We start from the raw sequence: 21,637 nt of genomic DNA on the forward strand, positions 1-21,637 counted from the left end.
ACTGGGCAGTAAGATATAAGCTGAAACCCAGAACGGGAGATTAAAGAAAAATACAGTTTTACGTTTTATAACTTTTAGATGAAAAAGATTACACAAAATTGATTTCATCTTAGCAGAAGTAAAATATTTTCACTTATATTATGAATTCCTTTATGATACCTTTAAATATCAAAACCCCCATGCACAGACTCATATATCACAATAAAATAATCAAATTTAGATAGTTTGGACAGTATTCACTGATCACGATCATTTTTTCAAAGGATTTCAGTTTAGCATCATTAAGGAGCATTTCAATGGTAAAACCCGAAAAATTCATTCCAAAAGCAGTTGAGAAAATTAGCAAGGAAATTCAGGACGGGAGAGCAATTATTGCACTTTCGGGTGGAGTGGACAGTTCTGTTTGCGCGGAACTGGCTTACAGGGCAATTGGGGACAGGCTGCAGCCAATCTATATTGACACAGGGCTAATGAGGAAAGGAGAAACCGAGAGAATAAAACATATTTTCTCCCATATGAACCTGGACGTTGTGTATGCAAAAGACAGGTTCCTTGCAGCCTTGGAAGGCGTAATTGACCCTGAAGAGAAAAGAAAAGCTATAGGCGAAACTTTCATCCGGGTCTTTGAAGAAGAGGCAAGAAAACTTGCAGCCGATTATTTAATCCAGGGCACAATTTATCCTGACAGGATCGAGTCCGAAGGCGGGATCAAATCCCACCACAATGTTGGAGGGCTGCCCAGCGTAATGGACTTCAAGAAGATTGTCGAACCTATAGAAGACCTTTATAAAGATGAAGTTAGGGAAGTTGCCTGGGCGCTCCAGTTACCTGACGAGATCTGCGAAAGGATGCCTTTCCCAGGACCTGGCCTGGCTGTACGGATTCTTGGAGAAATTACAGAAGAGAAACTTGAGGTTGTACGGGAAGCAAACTTTATAGTAGAAGAAGAGCTTCTTGACAGGTTCTGCCCCTGGCAAACTTTTGCTGCTGTGCTTGGCAAAGGAACAGGAGTAAAGGGAGATATCCGGGCTTACGGCTGGATCATAGCTGTAAGGGCGGTAGGCTCAAGAGACGGAATGACGGCGGAAGCACTTGAACTTCCCTGGGATGTACTCAAAAAGCTGGAATCAAGAATCACTTCTGAAATTCCGAAAGTAGCCAGAGTGGTTTATGATATTACTCCCAAGCCGCCTGCAACAATCGAGTTTGAGTGAAGTAAAAGCCATAAAAGAATTAGACTTGTAAAAATAAAAAATAACATGAAGCTGCTTTTCAGCTTCAAAAATCTTATTTACAATTATAAGCAAGCCACAAAGCGAGTTTTTACGCCCATGACCCTGAATAAAGCAGTAATGGAAATCCGCCAGCGGATTAAAGTAAGACCTTCTCCTACCAATGAACCTGCAGCAAGCTGGACAGGAGTCGACCTTGTAAATGGAACTCAGGTAAAGACTTTAACTGTAATCTTCAAGAGCGCAGGCTGCCGCTGGGGAAAAGCCGGAGGATGTACTATGTGCGGTTATGTCTATGACTGCGCAAGTGAGCCCCCATCTCTTGAGGATTACAAGGCCCAGCTTGCAAGAGCAATGAAGAAAGCTGAAAAATTCCCTGAGTTTATGGTCAAAATCTTCACCTCAGGCAGTTTTCTTGACGAGCAGGAGGTCCCTTCTGAGGCAAGAGATACAATCCTCAAAACTCTTGCAGACGACTCCAGGGTAGTCAAGGTACTTGCGGAAACCCGCCCTAACTTCGTAACCGAAGAAAACGTTCAAGGGTGTCTCAAGATCCTGGAAAATAAGCCATTTGAGCTGGCTTTCGGGCTGGAGACAAGTTCGGACAGGATCCGAAGGGACTCTATTAACAAAGGTTTTACTTTCAGGGACTTTGTCCGTGCCGCAGAAATCGCAAGAAAAAATGGGGCAACCGTGAAAGCATATCTGATGCTAAAACCTCTCTTTCTCTCTGAGCGTCAGGCTCTGGAAGATATTATCCGTTCCATAGATGATGCTGCCCCTTACTCTGACACGATATCGATCAATCTCTGCAATGTCCAGAAAGGTACCCTTGTAGAAGCTCTCTGGGAAAAAGGACAATATCGCCCTCCCTGGCTCTGGAGCATTGTAGAAATCCTGCAAAGAGCAAAAGCTGCTCATCCTGACCTTCCTCTTATGTCAGATCCGGTCGGGGCAGGCTCAAAACGTGGCCCCCACAATTGCAAAATCTGCAGCTCGGATGTTGCAGATTCTCTCAGGACTTTTTCACTCACCCAGAACCCGGAAGATCTCAGCAAAATAGACTGTGAATGCAAAGAACTCTGGAGGAAAGTCCTGGAACTTGAAGACTTTACCTACGGAACCCCTATCCTGGATTAAAAAATAGTAAAAACAGGCGCCTGAAAACAACTATCGGCGCCAGTAAATTTTTCTTCATATTTATTCTTTTGGCTTTTCCAACTTGCAGACCATGGTTCCGACTCCGCAGTCAGTAAAAAGTTCAAGAAGCATGGAATGAGAAATACTTCCATTTATTATATGGGCTCTCTCGACCCCGTTTTTAACTGCGACTGCTGCGCCTTTGAGTTTTGGTATCATACCTCCCTTTATAATACCTTCAGCAATCAGAGGATCGATATCATCCAGAGTTACACGGGAGATGCGGCTGTCAGGATCGTTTATATTTTTAAGCAGCCCCGAGACATCGGTCATCAGGATAAGCTTTTTCGCGTGCAAAGCAGCAGCAATGTCGCCTGCCACTATATCGGCATTGATATTCAGGGCATTACCCTTCGCATCCACAGCAATAGGAGAGATGACAGGAATGTACCCGTTATTAAGCACTATATGGAGAATATTAGGATTAATTACTTCACTCTCGCCAACCCAGCCAATATCAACTTCAGTCTCAACACCATTAACTACTACTTTCTTTGCAGCCTGTTTATGACCAAGGATCATTCTTCCATCGTGGCCGGTAAGCCCAATGCCTTTTCCTCCGCAAACCCCGATAAGAGACACGATTTTGGTATTTATATTCCCGACAAGCACCATCCTGGCAATTTCCATCGTCTCGTCGTCCGTAATACGTAAGCCCTGGAAAAACTCAGCTTTTTTGCCCATCCGCTCCATTTTTTCCGTAATCTCAGGCCCGCCCCCATGTACAATAACAGGTTTAATTCCCACATAGCGCAGGAGCACAATATCTTTTATAATATCTTCCATGATCTGGGCACTAACCATTGCATTTCCGCCCACTTTGATAACCATGATTGAGTCATAGAACTCCTGCATATAAGGCAGGGCTTCAATGAGCACGTTCTCTCTCTTCAGTTCCATGATGTAGGAATCAGAAAATCTGTTTTTAAACTTATCGTTAAAGGTTCTGGTGAAAGCGAGAAGGCGCATGTAAGAATAAAGACAAAATTATTAATTTCAAGGAAATGTTAGAAATAAGTCAGCCCGGATAGTATTAAAAATTAAAGACTAGTCCAGGCTAATTCTGTATCTAGATATTGAAGAAAAAGAAAGAACCCTATTTTCAGGGTATGTGAGAAACATTAATTTATCAGGTTTACTCGAGCTTTTCTATTTTTTCTTTCTTGACAAAGGGCTTGCTGATTTTCTCAGGCATCCAGTCAGGCCTATTTTTGGGGGCTTCGACCAGTTCCTTCCATGCCTTGAAAACGTGCACCTTCTTTGTCCCGCGTTCTCTGAGGCGGATAATATCCGGTTTGGCTTTAGTCCCGGTGCCCCGGTTTGCAGCTTTCAGGGCAGCCTGCCGAGGCTGTTTCCCAGTGAAAACACCGTGCTCATTGCCTTCTTCGTCTCGTAAAACAAAATTTCTTGTGTTGGACATAAAGGTCACCTCGCAAATGAATTGCTAGACACTGATTAAGTTTTAAAGTATATAAAATCTTTCTTCAGGATGTTGCCTATGGATATTGGTTTATGTAAAATTAGCCTCAATTTGCAAAAGGTATATAAACTAAATTTTTTTCATATTATTGCAAAGTAGGAAATATTTAAATAATTATACTTTGTTAGAAATGGAGTTCAAAATAAGTTTCAGGAAATGGATTTTGGGTAATCTTGAAACTTAAGCTTTATTGTACTTTTGGAAAAAGACCCTAGAAAGCACAAACTTTACATGCTATAACACTACTTATGATCATTATATTTTTCCAAATGGAATAAAATTGCGTATTATCAAATTCATTTTACAAAATTAAACATTTATCTTTTCATGGATCTGGTTAATTATGGAACAGTGTACTTTCAACCTCCCGGACGTCCAGGCCAGCAAACCAAGCATAGCTATAAACCTTACCCGTGTAGGGGTAACAAATGTAAAAAAACTCGTTGAAATCAAGAGAAAAGACAAACGTCCTATCGTACTGATTTCAACTTTTGACGTTTTTGTTGACCTGCCATCCGATCGGAAGGGAGCAAATCTCTCAAGGAACTTTGAAGCTGTAGATGAAGTACTGGAAAAAATACTCAGCATGCCCGTATACGAAATTGAGCAGCTTTGCAGTGATATCGCACATAACTTGCTTGGTAGGCATGAATATGCCAACCAGGCCGAAGTTAGGATGACAAGCGAATATATGATCAGGCGTGCTTCCCCAGCCACCGGAATCAAATGCCAGGAAGTCGTAAACATTTTTGCTGAAGCATCGGCTGTAAGGGGACAGGGCAACGATGATTATTTTGATGTAAAGAAGTTAATAGGTGCTGAAGTTGTAGGAATGACAGCTTGTCCCTGCGCTCAGGAGATTATGCGAGATAAAGCTGCAAATGAGCTTTCCGAGCTTGGAGTTGATAGGGATACGATTATAAAATTCCTGGAGAAGGTCCCTATGGCTACTCATAACCAGCGGGGAAGAGGCATTATCTCAATCAAGGTCGCACATGATTTCGATGTTTCCCTTGAAAATATCATCAATATTATTGATACTTCTATGAGTTCAAGCGTGTATGAGGTCCTGAAACGCTCAGACGAAAAGGTCGTTGTGGAAACTGCACATACGAACCCGAAATTTGTGGAAGACTGTGTAAGAACTATGGCAGACAATATAGTAAAAGAGTTCCCGAACCTTCCTGATAATGCAGTAATCACTATCAAGCAAACCAATGAGGAAAGCATTCACAGGCACAATGCCTATGCAGAAAGAGTTGCTCTGATGGGAGATCTCAGAAAAGAAATTAATCAATGCTAAAGAAAAAGAAGAGTACGAATAGACTAATTCTATATTTTTTTTGAACCCTAGAAGTCTCTGAAAAAGCTCTGCTCCGCAGAGACTTCCAAAAAGGTCAATCAAAACAATTTCTACATAGTTTTTAATACAACTTTTTAAAAAGTGCTATGGAGGCTCCCAGGGCTTAACCCACATAAACTTTATTAGAGGGCCTGGACAACCTATAAGTAGTAAAATTACAGGAAGGGACTTTTGCAGGGCCTGAAATGCAGCGTCCTGGAAGCCTTTGAGGTGAGAGCATGGCTGATGCTGAAGTAATCACAGCAGTAGGGCGAAATAAAAAACCCATCAAAGCGGGAGATGCCGTAAAATACGTAAACAGTGATACGGTCAGCCGCGTAACTGAGATTAAAAAAGACGAGCAGGGAAAGGTATGGGTTTTGCTTGAAAATACAGATCTTTGGTACAGGGAGGAAACTCTGGAGCCAACTGACATTAAAGTAAAAGAAAAGAAAGAAGAAAGGGAATTCACTACCGAAGAACTGAAAGAAAGATTTAGAAAAGAAAGAGAAACAATGCAAGCCTTCGACCTCGGAAAAGCAGGAGGAGGAGGTGCAGGAGGTTAATTCCTCTTGCTGCATTTTAAAATTTTCTCTTTTAATGTTTCAAGTTCTTTGCATATTAAATGTTTTCAGTATTTCCGATTTTTCAGTATCATTTATCCTGCAATTTTATCCTCTGTGCAAGAATACATTTCCCACCATGCTTGCCGCCAAGGGGGTTTTGCGGGGAGCCTAGAGAATTCATGCATCGAGCCATTACGGCTGCGCCTCTGGCAAGTCCGTCATCCACGAAGACTACTCTCTCATCGATTTTTGGAGCAAGATTCAGCTCCTCCAGACGTTTCAGGATCAACTTAGGTTTGTTCCCAGTAATCCCTGCCCTGCCAGTGATTCCTATAGTTGTATCCTCAAAAACAAGCCTGGATTCTTTTGCAACCTTGACCAACCTGCAAACCACGTCTGCCATAACCTCATCAATGACAGCATAAACAACCTGAAGTCCATGAGTCTTACAGATTTCCATGCCTATCGCACTAAGCTTGCCCATATCGGAACCGTTTACTCCTACATCGCACCCTATAAGTGTTACGCCGATCTGCTCAGCTGCATCAGGACTTACAGGCACGCTTCCATATCTCGTTCTATCTCTTGGAACTTTTTCGATAATAATCAGTTCCTGAATACGCTTTGCATACGCCTCAATCGCCTTACCCTTCATCTTTAAAGTAAGGAAAGAAGGCGGTTTCTCTTTTTCAAAAACCTCAAGGGCAGTTCCTACTTTAGAGTCCACAATCTTTGAACCCCGGATAATTGCGTCAGGAATCGCCCCGGCATAGCCGCAGAAGTTGCCCACTGTTTTTGCATATGGTTGGTCTGAATTTGTGATCCTGCCATCAAGAGTTGTACCGAAGTCAATTGATATACAGGGATTCCTGAAATCAACATCTGTAAGTTTAGCTGCCTCCTTAATTCCTGCAGTTGCAAGCTCCCCTTCCATCTCGTTTGCAACGATCTCAACGCCTGTAGAACCTATAGGAGGCAATACTCCGGCTACAGCCCCATCAAAGATTACCTTTTCAAGTTTACTGTACTTTTGGAACTTTTTGGAGATATTTGAGATGGACATTGGTGGTGTCATATTTTTTGGGGGAACTCCTGCCATCAGGCATCCATCTGCCAGAGCCTTAATAAATTCGCCCACTTCTTCAGGGGAGTCGAAACCTGCAACAACACCAGTGGAACGAACTACGAAGTCCAGATCGGTTTTTATATCCAGATTTGCTTCTGCCATTGATTCGGTCAGGGTGCCACGTACCAGTTCTGCAACGGATTCACGAGTAAGTTCCACACCTGTGAGAGTCTTCCCGAATACGACTTCTCCGGGTTTGGGGGGACGGACATCTCTGGTCATCCGCACAACCTTATTTATAATATGAGTCCTTCCGGTATCCATATTAGTAGCTGTAAGAATACATTTGGTTGTAGTGTTTCCAACCTCTACGGAAGCTACAATAAAGAAAGGTTTTGACTTAAGGTCAATCAAACGAACTTGAGGGGATTCTGTAATTCTGGGTTTCAGAGCCATTTTTAATTCCTTCCTAAAAACCTGTACATAAACTCGATTTAGTACAAATCATCGTGCGAACTTAATCTAAAAACAATATAGACTCATTTTGAAGATTATTCAAACCTAATTAAAGTCAGTCAGGATAAAACTTATGTTTTTAATATTAGAAAGCCAGTATTTGAATTCAGATTAATCGGAAAAAGTAGTACTTCTCCAACTTTATAAAAAGATCAACAGGAGTGGATTGTTAAAGGTTTAAAGAAGGTATTCATTAAAACCTATAATAACTTTTGCTAAGTACTGTAAATTAGTAATTATTACATCGGGAGCGTGAAGGGTCGCGAATACCCTATCCTTCAGGTTGGGATTGAAGTAAACCATTTCTCTTTTTGTTTTCATTTAAATATCTGTACCGTCACTTCTTTGTAAAATAAAGTTTCTTGGGACTCTGATTACATAGTTGAGAATGAAACTCTATTTTGCTGAAACTTTATACACAAATATTAAATTATTTCTCAGACTCCTGCTAGAGAGCCATTTGTTCCTGTTATCTTTACTATATGTTACTAAAATCAGTATTCTACACTACCAATCCATAACTTAGATCTCAAAAGTGTTCACTAAAGCTTAAATGAAGTAGATAATCTAAGCAATTCCAGAAATCACTTTTGTAATTTCTAAACTAGTTTTTATTAAGTCTCACCTTATCTATAAACATTGTCTGACAAATTCCTCTGGCATTAAAGTGCGTTTTACGGTTTCTTCAATTGATAATCCTTTACTTAAGAACCTTTTAACTACGCTTTCCATGGGTTCACCAACCTCAACAATGTGCATATCAGGATCGTAAAATCTGACGACCCTCTGTCCCCATGGCTGCTCTTTTAATTCGTGTACATATTTGATGGAATCCACATCTTTCAGCTTTTGAAGGAAATTATCTAAATCATTTTCTTCAAAATACAGTTCAGAATTATTTGATTTTTGAACAATATTATTCTCGTTTACGTTAATTAAATCTGAAAAATGTGATTTCAAGTGTATAGCGAAACCGCCTTCAAATGACACGTTCTCACCGAAATCACACTGTACCTTTTGATTAAGGACGTTTTCATAGAAGCTTCTAGAAGCCTCGATATTATTAACAACAATAAGTGGACATATAAATCTCATTTTATTATCTCCTTTTGTAAATAATATGTTCTCTTCTGGGGTTTCTCCTATACTGGGTTCTCTTTTGTTGTACTCTTTCCGAATATGTTCTCTTCTAGTCTATTCTCCTTCACTCCAAAAATTACTCTGGCAATTATAAATTATTTTATACATTATTAATTATAGCCTAACAGGTTGAAAGTATTTTTGATAAAGTATTAGGTAAAATGCCAGACAAAGTTGAAATTTCAGATACAAAAAGAAAAATAATATTATAGAATTAAAAAGAAATGAATTAAAAAGAAATATTGTATAAAATTAAAAACTTCAATTAAGTCGCCAGAACGCACCTCAGTAAAAATATGAAAATTAAAAGTTACTCGCAAAGCAAGTAACTGCACTAATCCTGAATCTAGACAAAATCCTTAAATACTTACCTAAAAAATTTTTTTTTAAAATATTTACCTTACGAATATTTATCTTCTCCTATATTCCCTGCATTTTTCCACGAATTTTTTTACTGGAAAGGTAGCAGGATGAGAGTGCATATAGCCTGCCAAGGTGTTGTGCTCGATAAGGCCGTCAAAACCGTCCTGTATACCTTTTCCGCGCAGCATTTCGTATGCAAATTTTGCATCGCGATCGCATTCTGTGAGAGAGTAGTGGAATTCGTGGCCCCTGATGTTGTGAGAAGAGAAGTTTTTATCCAGAGGGTAGGCTTCAGTATACCCAAGGGCTTTAAGCCGATTTGTCATGCGTGTATTTGCAGGCACGACATCTGCGAGTTTATAAGTCCTGTTCTCTATCTCATATGTGCCGCAGAGATAAAGAAGGCCACCGCATTCGGCATAGATGGGCAAACCATCAGCTGCAAGACCCTTAAGCTTCCGGGTTGTTTCTGATTTCTCAAGGGTTTCTGCGTAAAGTTCAGGGTAGCCGCCTCCGAGATAAATACCGTCCACATCCGGAATCTCTCCTGCCATTGGGCTGAAAAATTCGACTTCAGCTCCGCAATCTCTGAAGGCGTCGAACATATCCGGGTAATAGAAACAAAAAGCTGGGTCCATGGCAATTCCAATCCTGAGATCTGCTTCAGGTCTCTGGATATTTATGATCTCTGGAACCGAACAGGGCTCGGCAAGTTCAAGTATTGCGTCAAGGTCAACGTTTTCCTCAATGAAAGCTGCCATTTCCTCAGTATTGTAGTCCTTTTCATGAGCCATATAAAGCCCGAGATGTCTGGAAGGAACCTCGATATCCTTCTTTCTCGGGATCGTACCTACAATAGGAATGTTGCCCGGAAGCGAGTTTCTTATGAGTTCCACATGCCTTGGGCTGCCTACCTGATTCAGGATAATGCCTGCAACCCTGACTTCAGGATCGAATTCAGAATACCCCTTAAGGAGGGCTGCTGTACTTCTGGACATACCGTGCACATTGATTACCAGGATTACTGGTAGGTCAAGGGTTTTTGCAACATGTGCGGAACTTGCGATTTCTGTAGAGTCAATTCCGTCAAAGAGTCCCATAACTCCTTCGACTACAACAATATCTGCATCGGTTGCTGTCCGGGCTACCGTCTGCCCGACTCCGTCCGTGCCCATTATATATGTGTCAAGATTCCTTGAGGGGCGCCCGCAAATTGCAGTGTGATGCGAAGGATCGATATAGTCAGGCCCTACCTTGTAAGGCTGAACTTTTAGCTGTCTGTGTTTAAGAGCAGCCATGATACCCATGGAAACTGTCGTTTTTCCGACCCCGCTGTGGGTTCCTGCAATAAGTATTCCTTTTGTCATCTGCTGGATATTGTTGCCGTTAAAATATATTAAATCTATTAATCCGGCTGCATAAGCTTTTTATGACCGTTTTCAAGAAGAATCATACAGACTCGGAATAAGTTTTGCTAAGTCACTTGAGTAAGCATAACTAATTTATGCCTAATAATTACTTTTTTGAAAAATTCTGGAAATTTTGGTATTTGCAGCCGTTCACATTAACCTTAAGTAAAAGATTATACTAGTCCTGAGGAAAGAACAGCTAGAATATCAGGAAAATATCGAGGAAGGAGACTTCTGCTTTATAAGCAGAATGAAATATTTATATAGTTAGATAATTTGTTTATATAATTAATTTTAGTTATATAATTAATTCCTGTTTCTGGTAATCATATATTCATATATCATTACTAGTACACATTGAATTCATATCACTACAAGCATTCAATTCGTATCAGTATACTTATTCAGTCAATGTACACTCAATCAACTCAAAATCATTAGTACATTCAGGTTCTTTGTCAGAAGTGCCAATTCAGTTGGAGTAAGGGTTAGTATGGAGATATTTCCAGTATGAGATATTTGTCCCGCTTGTCCCTCAAGTGACAAAAAAAGTTTAGGGCCTGAAAATAGTAAAAGTTGCATGCTAAAATTTAAAATGGGAGTTTAACTAGCCATGAAGCAGAAAAACCCGGAAAGAACTCCTGACGTTGCAGAAGAAAATCCAAAACAAACCCTGGAGGATCCTTACGGACGAAAGGTAACAGGACTCAGGATATCAATAACTGATAAGTGTAACCTTTCATGCATGTACTGTCATAATGAAGGTGCAGAGTGTTGTACCTGCGGCCCTGAAGGAAAAGAAATGAAACCAGAGCTAATCTGTGGAATTGTAAGGGAGGCTGCAAAATTCGGGGTCAATAAAGTAAAATTCTCAGGAGGGGAACCTCTTTTTCGGAAGGATTTCGAAGAAATCCTTAAATGCCTTCCTCCATTAAAAGAAGTCTCTGCAACCACTAATGGCATCCTGCTTGAAAAACGTGCAAAATCCCTTAAAGCTGCGGGCCTGGACAGGGTAAACGTAAGCCTTGATTCCCTTGTTCCTGAAAAATATGAAGCAATTACCGGAGCGCCCCCTGGCTCTCTTGAGAAGGTTATCAGGGGTATTAATAGTGCAGTTGAAGCCGGACTTACCCCTGTGAAACTGAATATGGTACTCCTGAAAGGCATAAACGACGACGAAATTGATTCTATGATGGAGTTTGTCCGACCTTATAAAGGAATGGTTATCCTGCAACTCATCGAACTTATGAATATTGACCCCAGGCTGTCGAAGTACACGATTGATTCGAAAGCTCTTGAAAAAAGTCTGGCTGAGAGGGCAAGCGAAATAAAGGTGCGTCACTTACACCACCGAAAAAAGTACATTATTAATGGGGTGGAGGTTGAGTTCGTTCGTCCCATGGATAACTCGGAATTCTGTGCCCATTGCAGCAGGCTCAGGGTCACAGCAGATGGGAAGTTCAAGCCCTGCCTGCTGGTAAACAACAATCTTGTGGATGTCAGGGAAGCAAAAAGTTCCGAAGAGATCGAAGATTTGCTCAAGCTTGCAGTAAGCCGGAGGAAACCATATTGTGTTCCTGTGAGTGTCCTTGAGAAAGGGAAAAAGGATTGAAGAGAAAAAATAGATGCATAAGTTAAAACAATCAATAATTTGAAAAACAGAAGCATAAGCATAAGTTGATACGATAATGAGGAGGGAGAAAATGAAGATAGAACTTTTAGTAGACGGGAGAAAAATCCCGATGAATGATTTTGTCCAGAAAATCGTAGTGAATGTTATTAAAGCAATGGTAGAAACGTTGCATACTATAGATAGTGGATGGAAGGAGATTTCAATTCATATCGAAAAAGGCGAAGAAAAAGAAGAATAAAAAGAGAAAACAAGTTTTCGGGATAAAAGAAAGAGCTTGAGTTTTCCGGGGCCTAGATTTTCTTTTCCAGAAAGATTCACAACTCAATCATAACTCAGATTAATTTTGTAACTTGAGGACATTTAGAGATACTTTTCAATTTCCGAAAACTCTATTCTGGCAGTTGAGTCCAGGGAAATCGGGGTTATTGAGATGTGTCCTTTCTGCATGATGGCGTGCACATCTGTCCCTTCTTCTTCTTCCCTGATCAGATCGCCTGCAATCCAGTAATAGGGCCTGCCCCTTGGATCGCGCCTTTCCTCGACATCTGTTTTAAAGATTTTTCGTGCAAGGCGAGTTATCTCTATAGGAGTATCTTCGTCAGCGTGGTAGGGAATATTAATATTCAGAAGATCTACATTTTCCGGCATACCATGCCTGAGGACATTTCGAGCAATTCTGTTTACTACTTTTATCCCGACTTCGAAACGCTCTCTATGATAGTTCCTGGGATCATCGAATTTCTGTCCTTCATCAAGCACCTGCATTGAGGCGGCAATTGCAGGCACACCATAGCTGGCAGCTTCAAGGGCTCCTCCGATGGTCCCTGAGGTGGTGATAGTATCCGTGCTTATATTCTCTCCGATGTTAAAGCCGGAAAGCACCAGGTCAGGCATTTCCTTAAGGATCGTAAAGATGCCCAGAATAACAGCATCCGTAGGAGTTCCTCCCACAGAATATGCAGGTATGCCTCCTGCATTCGTTTTCGTGATTCGAAGGGGCTCAAAGATAGAAATCGAACGTCCGACTCCGCTCTGCTGGACAGCAGGAGCAGAAATCGTAACTTCTCCCAGGTCCGAAACACTATCAAAAGCTGCTTTCAAACCTGTAGAATAAACACCATCATCGTTGGTAACAAGAATTTTTGGAGCCATGAGTTTTCCCATAAGTTGCCGAATAATTTAAAATTAATGGAAAGATTAGGAATTTTTGTACACTATAATATAACAATTCCATTATATTGTATTTGTGGGTATACTAAATAATTAAAATAAAAAATATAGATTTAAGAAATCATGCTCTAAATTTTCGAGTTTTATGTTACTGTTTTTCATCATTAACTGTGTATATTACTACAAAAGAAATTTCATCAAGATATTTCATCGAGATTCATGATTAATATTAATAAGTAAAGTACAATAAAAAATAAAACAACGTGCGAAAAAGGTTGATAAATAAGATGACAAAAAAGAAAGGAACAATGTCATAAAAGGAAAGTTAATTTCGGGGCTGTTTTTGGCATTCACCGAACCCCATTTTTTGATTGAAGAGAGTTTCCTTTAAAATCGTATCTGGAGAGGAAATTATTAGTCTCCATTACTCTTCCAAACCATATTGCTGGTTCAGAAGTGCTATTAGTCCAAACACTACATTTTAAATTTTAAAGGACTCATTATGACCTGATATTAATTCCTTAATCGATGATGACATTTTGAAACGGTGAGGTATCAAATAAGGGCACTGAGTAAGTCATCATATATTTGGATGTAGCTGGAGGATTAATACTATCCTCTTTCTTTCAGGATATGTCTCATGCAACTAAGAAGCAAACTGAATAATCCAAATTTAGGAAAGTACTGCACTTTCACGTCTTTTGGCTTCAGGTTGGTTTCTTTGTAGCATAAATCCCGATTGTTTTAAACACTGGCAGTCTTCTTCCTAATTTTAGCTAATCACTGCCACCTCCCAACCGGGACCTCCCCAATTTTGACCCGGAAACTGTTTTTTAGTGGCAAGTAGTTTTTCTTATCCGAAAGGAACGAGTTTACTCGTGCAGAGGAGTTAAGATTCAAACTCCGAACATGGTTTTTATGGTATACACATAGAGGTGGTGAACACCTATGGCAAACAGCATCACTCTTACAACCAGAAACTCCAGATTATGGAGCCAGTGAGTCGTTTCTATAAACTTTTCCGAATGTAAAATTCTTTTCTCCTTCACGGATCTTGTGATCACTTTTAAACTCTTTAACATCATTTTATCAAAACCCCACTCATAATGTATCTATCTGGTATTGTCAAAGCATTTCCTGTTAGAAAGTGCTCTGAATATGTACCCTATAAAATCCAACGAGATCTCAAACAGGCGCTTTATGTTCGAAAGTGCCTTGCATAGCATACACTATCCGACGTTATCTCAAGGAGGCATCTTCATATCGAAAATGCATTATTTACCCCACCGACTCTAGCTTTAGAAGCTTGTTATATTAAAGGTTGTTGACCCTGTATGAAAGAATTTTATATGAGCACGTAGATAAGATTCAGATGCCCTGATTAACGTTTCAGTCGATGGACATGAGGAAGAAGCTGAACATTGATAGCAAAAAGAACCAAGCTAGAAGTTCAGAGTAGAGCATATAAGCCAGAGATCGAAAAAATATGGCAACAAAAAGTATTCATCAGTTAATTTCCTGTGCCCCGCAAAACAAATAAGCACATGAAAATTCCAAAAAAGCGAAAAAAAAACTCAATGGCATCGTTCAGAGCTGAAACGGATTTCAACCGGTTTTTACAACTTCATTTTTATTTTTCTGCCTACCGACCCCGAAAATCCAATTCAACTTTTTTAACTATCCGCCTGCAAACCTCGTCCATAAGTTCCCAATAATTTCCGACTTGCCGGTAGATTTCCTCTAAATCTTCTTCCTGGCAGGCATGTTCATTTTTGAGCCTGAAACCAATCATCTCAAGAGCTTTGACAGTTTCTTCTTCATCTATGAGCCCGACCTTGAAAGCCATTTTCATGCAGGACTTTGGTGACTCGCAGACAAATCCTTCATGGACAAAGAGGTAATTTTTAATGAGTTTCCAAAAAATCTCTACGCTGCGCTTGAATCTGAATAAGGTGGCATCGCGGATTATTGGGGAGTAGGGCTCGGAGAGTATTTCTTGGAGAGAGATGAGGCATTTCGTTGAGAATTCAAGTTTGAGATTCAGGTTTTGCATTAACAATTCTTTATTGTTCGTTTCCTTAAAAGTAACTGAACCTCCTGAAATTAAGGTCTCATCATTACATTCGTTAAAGTTACCAAGAATAAACCTAGAGTCACCCAACCTAAAAACCCTTCAAACATAACCCATTTTCTGAAATTATCTTTAGGATACCAGTCACCATATCCAACTGTAGTAAAGGTTACCATACTGAAATAAAAGCTATCCCAGAAGGTTACTTTTTGGTTCGAATCATTATTGTCCGATAATCTAGAAATACCAGGATTTGACCAATCAATTTTAGGAATCAAGCTTAATAGAGTTTTAATTATCGATTTTTGAGCGCTCTCCGCATTTTCTCTATTACGCCAAGAAGCAGTAGGAAAACCTAGGTAAATAAAAGAGAATAACAAAACGATTAAACCACCTAAGTAAAACGCACGAAATGGTTTTACACCATATCCACAGGTAAACCACATTAGTATATCGCACCATTTTGAACCTTCTTTAGAAAAAGGAGTCCATGATTTTTCTGCTTGGCAGTGTTTTCTATATTGGTAGTAGGCAGCGTCTGCATCTTCGAACTGTTCAAGGCTTCGGAAGTTTTGTATTAACTTTACATAGGTTGGTCCATCAAAAACAAGTGAGTTCTCAAGCGAATTCCAACTAACCCGCATTTCTTTGAATTCAGTACCATTTAATGTAACTTCATTAAATAGAGTGCCTGAGAAATCGACAGCGTCATCAAAATTTGCCCATTGAAAGTAGGAAGTATTGCTAAAACTAACTTCCTCAAAAAAGGCAGAATCGCCAAAAGTAGAATACCGAAAATCGGCATAATCGCCGAAAGTAGCAAAAACGAAAGCGGCAGAATCGCCAAAAGTAGAGTCCGTAAAGTCGGCATAATCACCAAAGGTAGATTTCATAAAATTGGCAGAATCGTCAAAAGTACATCCCGAAAAAGAGGCAGAATCGCCAAAAGTACATCCCTTAAAAGAGGCAGAATCACCAAAAATAGAATTCCAAAAATTGGCAGAATCACCAAAAGTAGTAAAAGAGAAATCTGCAAAACTACCAAAAGTACATTCCCAAAAAACAAAGGAGAAGGATTTAGTAAATAGACAATTTGAGAAATCTAGATTATTTTCAAAAATTGAGTTACGGATTACGATGTTGCTTTTAATAATCTTTATATTTACTCCGTGAGATTCCAAATACCCTTCACTGTAGTAGTATCCAGATTTCAACGATTCATTATACTTTGGATTCGGAATATTTTCAAGCTTAATTTCATTTAAATTGAGTTCTCCAATTATGCGGCAATTTGTAAGGTTTACATCTTCTCCTTTTTCAATTTGATTTAAAATTTCACTTGCCTGGATTTCTCTATATTCATCTGCCAGACAGACTACTGGCATGGAAGTGAGCACGAAAAATGATAACGAAGCCCAGAAAAACAATTTTTGGCATTTCATTTAACGCATTTTTTGGTATTTTACCTATTAAATTTTGTGAAATTACTCATATTGAAATTTCAAGAATTATGGAAAAATTTTTGTCTCGGCTTTTTGCAGTATTATTGATTTCTTGGTCTGTACCTATAATCATCTATAAATCCTAACCTGCCCCAGAGCAGTGTAAATTTAATATAATGATACCGTTATCCATCTATTATTTCCTATAAATCAAAATTTACAATTATCTGATATCCCCCAATCAATTTTACGAGGATTTATAATATGGACAAATACGAAAAGGTATTCGAGCTGGCTAAACGCCGGGGGTTCTTGTGGAACTCTTTTGAGCTGTATGGCGGAAGCCGCGGATTTTATGATTATGGACCTCTTGGGAGCACGTTGAAGAGACGGATTGAGCAGACCTGGAGAGAATTTTATGTTATCCAAGAAGGATTTATGGAGATTGAGTGCCCGACAATCGGGATTGAGGAAGTGTTTATCGCGTCCGGGCACGTTGGAGGCTTTTCTGATCCCTTGTGCGAATGCATGAACTGTAAAGAGGCATTCCGGGCCGATCACCTTGTAGAAGACATAATGGAAGCCGCAGGGACCCTGAGTGCAGAAGACCTCACTAAAGTTATAAAGGAAAATGGAATCCGATGCCCTGAATGCGGTGGAGAATTCGGGGAAGCCTACGAATTTAACTTGATGTTCAAAACCACGATTGGGCCAGGCACTGGAAGGCAGGGGTATCTCAGGCCGGAAACGGCGCAGGGTATGTTTGTGGACTTCCAGAGGCTGTCTCGCTTCTATAGGGATAAGCTGCCTTTTGGAGCCGTGCAGATCGGTAAATCCTACAGGAACGAGATCGCGCCCAGACAGGGAGTTATCCGGCTCAGGGAATTTACACAGGCAGAATGTGAAATTTTTGTTGACCCACGGAACAAGAAACACCCCAACTTCGAGCGTTTTGCAGACAGGGAACTTGTACTTTATTCGCAGGAGGCCCAGCAGAAAGGCGAATCCTTTAGGATGACTGTGCGCGAAGCTGTAGACGCTGGAGTCATTGCACACGAAGTACTGGGCTACAACATTGCACTTACCAACGAATTCCTGACAAAGGTTGGTATCGATCCTTCAAAACTCAGGTTCAGGCAGCACCTGAAAGATGAGATGGCGCATTACGCAATCGACTGTTGGGATGCCGAGATCGAGACTGATCGGTTTGGCTGGGTAGAGATTGTAGGAATTGCTGACCGGACGGATTATGACCTTAAAGCCCATGCAAGAGTCAGCAAGACCGAGCTCTACGTATATGTAGAATACGACGAGCCGAAAATGGTGACTCGCTTTGTTGTAAAGCCGAATATGGGCAAGCTCGGCCCTATCTTTAAGGGCAAGGCAAAAGCTGTCGCAGATGCCTTAAAACAACTCTCCGAAGAAGAGCTCTCAAAGGATGATATCAAAGTTACCGTGGATGGGGAAGAGTTGACAGTCAGTTCGGATGCAGTAGACTTTGCGGAAGAGACTGTTAAAGTCAGTGGAGAGAATGTCATCCCTCATGTAATCGAGCCTTCCTACGGAATCGACAGGATCTTCTATGGTATCATGGAGCATGCCTATGAAGAAGAAAATGTGGCTCAGAAAGCCGCGGAATCCGGGCTTAAAGGCACAGAAGAAGCTGGAAAAGATGAAGGTGAGGCTGAAGGAGAAGAGGAAGCCAGACTTGTTATGCATTTATCAAGCGCAGTTGCCCCGATACAGGTTGCAGTTCTCCCACTCCTGACCCGTAAAGAGCTTGCAGATCCTGCAAAGGATATCATTGCAAAACTCAGGGAAAAGGCCCTGCTTGTCCACTACGACGATTCCGGGACTATCGGGCGCCGCTACAGAAGAAACGACGAAATCGGAACGCCTTATTGTGTTACTGTAGATTACGATACTCTCGAAGACGGGACCGTAACTATCAGGGACAGAGATTCCATGCGCCAGATCCGGGCTCCGGTCAAAGGGATCGAAAACGTACTCTACGAACTTATTTACAGAGGTAGGGCTTTCGGATCTGCAGGCAAGCCATTTAACTTCTAAAGTTAAGTAACGAAAATTCCTTAGCTGTGGGCTAAAAAGCCTGCAGCAAAGTTTTTAGTTTTTATGTTTACTCGATTGATTTAAAACTATGAAATAAAATAGCCTCGGATAGATTAATCTAAGATAAATTAATCAGATCTGGAATAAATTAATCTGAAATAAACGATCCTGAAGTAGAATGAAAGAGAGTCTTTTTCCTGAGAAACCAGAGTTCATGAAGCACCCATTGATAAAACCCGATACGGTTGAGCAGAGGCTTTATCAGTTGAATCTTGCAGGAAAAGCCCTCGAAGGCTCAAGCCTTGTTGTGCTGCCTACTGGACTTGGAAAAACCATTATAGCTCTTTTTGTGATTGTTTCCAGGCTTCAGCGTTTCGGGGGAAAAGCCCTGATTCTTTCCCCAACAAAACCGCTTGTGGAGCAGCATGCGGCTTTCTTCAAAAATGTGATGGCTCTTCCCGAAGAAGAGGTTCTGACTTTTACGGGCAGTATTGCGCCTGTAGAGCGGGAAAAGCTCTGGGCTCAGGGAAAATTGATAGTTTCCACTCCTCAAGTAATTGAAAACGACCTTCTGACAAAAAGAATCAGCCTTGAGGATGTAACCCACATAACCTTTGATGAAGCCCACAGGGCAGTCGGAAATTACGCTTACACCTTTATTGCGGAAAAGTACTTCGAGAGCGCAAAAAATCCCCATGTGCTCGGAATTACTGCAAGTCCGGGCAGTTCGGACGAGAAAATCTCCGAGGTCTGCCAGGCTTTACACGTTGAAAATGTCTCAGTAAAAACCGAAAAAGACAGGGATGTCCGCCCCTATGTGCAGGAAAAGGAGATAGAATGGCTTCAGGTCCAGCTCCCTTCAGAAATGGTAGAAATACGGGGCTATCTGGAAAAAATCTTTGATGATCGGCTCGGAAACATAAGAAACCTGGGTTTTTCTCCAGGCAGCGGGAAGTATATTTCCAAAAAAGACCTTTTGCTTCTCCAAAAGAAACTGCAGGGAGAAATTCGTGTGGGGGGCGATCCTGCGGTTTTTACTGCCATTTCTGTGCTTGCCGAAATGGTAAAGGTAAACCATGCTGTGGAAATGGTTGAGACACAGGGACTTGAACCTCTTAGGAAGTATCTGGAGAAGCTTGATGCCGAAGCCTCTTCGAGCAGTGCAAGCAAGGCTTCAAGAAGATTGATGGACGATCTCTATATGAGAAAAGCCCTTTACAGGGCAAAGGAATGTGAGGTTGAACATCCTAAACTCGAGCTTGCACGGAGAATCGTATCCGAACAGTTAAAAGGAAGTCCGGAATCCAGAGTAATTGTTTTTACGAATTACAGGGACACAGCAGAGATAGTGGTAAATGCCCTTTCAACCGTTCCAGGAATTGTCCCTATCCGTTTTGTAGGGCAGGCTTCGCGCCGTAAGGACAAAGGGCTTACACAAAAACAACAGGTGGAAGTTCTCGATAAATTTAGGGCAGGAGAATATAACGTACTTGTAGCTACCTCAGTTGCTGAAGAGGGGCTTGATATCCCTTCCACAGACCTGGTATTATTCTACGAACCCATTCCCTCGGAAATTCGGAGCATCCAGCGTAAAGGCAGGACCGGTAGGCAGCATAAAGGTAGAGTCGTTATACTAGTGACAAAGGGTACGCGCGACGAAGCCTATTACTGGAGCAGCAAGAACAAGGAAAAAAGGATGCTAAATAGCATGCAAGGGCTTGAAGCTCTTCTGGGACCCAAAGACTCAAAACAGAGTTTGAAACTTTCTGATTTTGAATCCGAAGCTTTCATTCCGAATTGCTTAGAGAATGAAGCTGAGAATGATGCAGAAATAAAGAATAGAGCAGAAAATGCCAACATAATGCATCAAAACCAAGGCTCAATGCAGAGAACCAGTGATTTGACTGTAGACAGCAGGAATAAGACCACAGAAGGCATGGACACGGCTGCAAGCTCAGACTGCGACAGGGCTAATGAAGAAATTGAAGGAAAAAGCAGAGAAGAAAACTTAAAAGAAAGACAAAAAACCTTTGTTTATTTTGAAACTCTTTCTGGAAAGAAACCTGAGTCCGCACCTGAAACTGCCGCAGAGGTATCCGAAACAGGAATCAACCCCGAATCCCTGAAAATAGTAGTGGACTTCAGGGAAGCAAAAAGTGGGGTTGCAAATGTTCTCGATAAGCTTGGAGTGGAAGTTATTTTTACCACGCTTGAAATTGGCGATTACGTTGTAAGCGACCGCCTTGCCGTGGAGAGAAAGCGCACGGATGATTTTGTAAATTCTCTTGTTGATGGAAAGCGCAATCTCTTTGCGCAATTATCTGATCTTACAAGAGTATATGAAAAACCTGTTCTTATCATTGAAGGAACAGAACTTTTTACTTCAAGGCAAATCAATCCTAATGCTATCTACGGTTCCCTTGTATCCATTGCGATTGATTTTGGAGTTTCACTACTATATTCAAGAGACGAAGAAGAGACTGCTGCAATTTTAAAAATGCTTGCAAAGCGTGAGCAGATGGAAAATAAACGCGAAGTCAATCCTCATGGGAAAAAGTCAACAAGTACCCTTGCCGAGCAGCAGGAATACCTGGTCTCCTCGATTGCAGACATCGGGCCGAAAGCCGCAAGAAATCTTCTTTTGCACTTCGGCTCAGTAGAGGCTATTATGAAAGCTAATATCAAAGAACTCAAAAAGGTAAAATTAGTAGGGCCAAAAAGAGCAACAAAGATTAGAGAGCTCATCGAGGCTCCCTATAAAGGATAATTGATGGAAAAAGTAATGAGAAAAGTCAAATTCTTTAGACTTCCCTTTTATTCACTTTCTTATTTTCATCTATTCCTTACAGATACATTCTCTTGTTTCGTAATTTTTACCTTCTTTTTCCTTTATTTTGTTATTTTTTGCTTTCTTTTCATCTTTTCTTTCGTTTCCTC

The 21,637-nt window shown here is 40.8% G+C and carries 17 protein-coding genes; 8 read left to right on the forward strand and 9 right to left on the reverse strand.

Going from position 1 to position 21,637, the window contains the following annotated elements; genetic code table 11:
* The first annotated feature begins 296 nt into the window (after positions 1 to 296).
* Positions 297 to 1,214, forward strand: a complete 918-nt coding sequence (gene guaA, locus BP861_RS14475) for a glutamine-hydrolyzing GMP synthase (RefSeq protein WP_292376709.1) — start codon at positions 297 to 299, stop codon at positions 1,212 to 1,214.
* A gap of 117 nt (positions 1,215 to 1,331) precedes the next feature.
* A complete protein-coding gene (locus BP861_RS14480; RefSeq protein ID WP_292376710.1) occupies positions 1,332 to 2,372 on the forward strand; it encodes an archaeosine biosynthesis radical SAM protein RaSEA in 1,041 nt (346 codons plus the stop codon).
* 60 nt (positions 2,373 to 2,432) lie between these two features.
* On the opposite strand, the gene argB is transcribed toward BP861_RS14480, so the two are convergent.
* Both argB and BP861_RS14490 read right to left on the reverse strand, forming a co-directional pair.
* Positions 2,433 to 3,332: an acetylglutamate kinase gene (argB, locus tag BP861_RS14485; RefSeq protein WP_292376711.1), complete on the reverse strand. Its 900-nt coding sequence runs from the start codon at positions 3,330 to 3,332 to the stop codon at positions 2,433 to 2,435.
* A 235-nt stretch (positions 3,333 to 3,567) separates the two neighbouring features.
* Complete coding sequence (locus BP861_RS14490) at positions 3,568 to 3,852, reverse strand: non-histone chromosomal MC1 family protein (RefSeq protein WP_292376712.1); 285 nt, start codon at positions 3,850 to 3,852, stop codon at positions 3,568 to 3,570.
* Positions 3,853 to 4,255: 403 nt separating this feature from the next.
* Between BP861_RS14490 and mptA the strand changes: the two genes are divergently transcribed.
* Together mptA and BP861_RS14500 are read left to right on the forward strand one after the other, a co-directional pair.
* On the forward strand, positions 4,256 to 5,215 hold the full coding sequence (gene mptA, locus BP861_RS14495) for a GTP cyclohydrolase MptA (protein WP_292376713.1): 960 nt from the start codon (positions 4,256 to 4,258) through the stop codon (positions 5,213 to 5,215).
* 278 nt (positions 5,216 to 5,493) lie between these two features.
* Positions 5,494 to 5,820: a DUF2098 domain-containing protein gene (locus BP861_RS14500; RefSeq protein ID WP_292376714.1), complete on the forward strand. Its 327-nt coding sequence runs from the start codon at positions 5,494 to 5,496 to the stop codon at positions 5,818 to 5,820.
* Between the two features lie 88 nt (positions 5,821 to 5,908).
* Here BP861_RS14500 and BP861_RS14505 read toward each other — a convergent pair whose 3' ends face one another.
* From BP861_RS14505 to BP861_RS14515, 3 genes are all read right to left on the reverse strand, one after another.
* Positions 5,909 to 7,342 (reverse strand): methanogenesis marker 14 protein, encoded by a 1,434-nt coding sequence (locus tag BP861_RS14505; protein ID WP_292376715.1) that lies wholly within the window; start codon positions 7,340 to 7,342, stop codon positions 5,909 to 5,911.
* Between the two features lie 690 nt (positions 7,343 to 8,032).
* Positions 8,033 to 8,497 (reverse strand): glyoxalase/bleomycin resistance/dioxygenase family protein, encoded by a 465-nt coding sequence (locus BP861_RS14510; RefSeq protein ID WP_292376716.1) that lies wholly within the window; start codon positions 8,495 to 8,497, stop codon positions 8,033 to 8,035.
* 455 nt (positions 8,498 to 8,952) lie between these two features.
* The gene (locus tag BP861_RS14515) at positions 8,953 to 10,272 is read right to left on the reverse strand and encodes a cobyrinate a,c-diamide synthase (RefSeq protein WP_292376717.1); all 1,320 of its coding nucleotides are present in this window, start codon (positions 10,270 to 10,272) and stop codon (positions 8,953 to 8,955) included.
* 655 nt (positions 10,273 to 10,927) lie between these two features.
* On the opposite strand from BP861_RS14515, the gene moaA reads away from it, so the two are divergent.
* Both moaA and BP861_RS14525 read left to right on the forward strand, forming a co-directional pair.
* A complete protein-coding gene (gene moaA / locus BP861_RS14520) occupies positions 10,928 to 11,926 on the forward strand; it encodes a GTP 3',8-cyclase MoaA (protein WP_292376718.1) in 999 nt (332 codons plus the stop codon).
* 91 nt (positions 11,927 to 12,017) lie between these two features.
* Complete coding sequence (locus tag BP861_RS14525; RefSeq protein ID WP_292376719.1) at positions 12,018 to 12,185, forward strand: hypothetical protein; 168 nt, start codon at positions 12,018 to 12,020, stop codon at positions 12,183 to 12,185.
* A gap of 122 nt (positions 12,186 to 12,307) precedes the next feature.
* On the opposite strand, the gene surE is transcribed toward BP861_RS14525, so the two are convergent.
* The 4 genes from surE to BP861_RS14545 form a co-directional block, all read right to left on the reverse strand.
* Positions 12,308 to 13,111: a 5'/3'-nucleotidase SurE gene (gene surE, locus BP861_RS14530; RefSeq protein WP_292376720.1), complete on the reverse strand. Its 804-nt coding sequence runs from the start codon at positions 13,109 to 13,111 to the stop codon at positions 12,308 to 12,310.
* Positions 13,112 to 14,013: 902 nt separating this feature from the next.
* Complete coding sequence (locus BP861_RS14535; protein ID WP_292376721.1) at positions 14,014 to 14,202, reverse strand: hypothetical protein; 189 nt, start codon at positions 14,200 to 14,202, stop codon at positions 14,014 to 14,016.
* A gap of 557 nt (positions 14,203 to 14,759) precedes the next feature.
* The gene (locus tag BP861_RS14540; RefSeq protein ID WP_292376722.1) at positions 14,760 to 15,278 is read right to left on the reverse strand and encodes a nucleotidyltransferase substrate binding protein; all 519 of its coding nucleotides are present in this window, start codon (positions 15,276 to 15,278) and stop codon (positions 14,760 to 14,762) included.
* Positions 15,221 to 16,630 (reverse strand): pentapeptide repeat-containing protein, encoded by a 1,410-nt coding sequence (locus BP861_RS14545; RefSeq protein WP_292376723.1) that lies wholly within the window; start codon positions 16,628 to 16,630, stop codon positions 15,221 to 15,223. Before BP861_RS14545 ends, BP861_RS14540 begins: the two co-directional genes overlap by 58 nt.
* A 264-nt stretch (positions 16,631 to 16,894) precedes the next feature.
* Between BP861_RS14545 and glyS the strand changes: the two genes are divergently transcribed.
* Both glyS and BP861_RS14555 read left to right on the forward strand, forming a co-directional pair.
* Complete coding sequence (gene glyS, locus BP861_RS14550) at positions 16,895 to 18,700, forward strand: glycine--tRNA ligase (protein WP_292376724.1); 1,806 nt, start codon at positions 16,895 to 16,897, stop codon at positions 18,698 to 18,700.
* 178 nt (positions 18,701 to 18,878) lie between these two features.
* Positions 18,879 to 21,467 (forward strand): DEAD/DEAH box helicase, encoded by a 2,589-nt coding sequence (locus BP861_RS14555; RefSeq protein ID WP_292376725.1) that lies wholly within the window; start codon positions 18,879 to 18,881, stop codon positions 21,465 to 21,467.
* Positions 21,468 to 21,637 lie beyond the last annotated feature (170 nt).

Source organism: Methanosarcina sp. UBA411 (assembly GCF_002495725.1).
Classification (GTDB): Archaea; Halobacteriota; Methanosarcinia; order Methanosarcinales; family Methanosarcinaceae; genus Methanosarcina.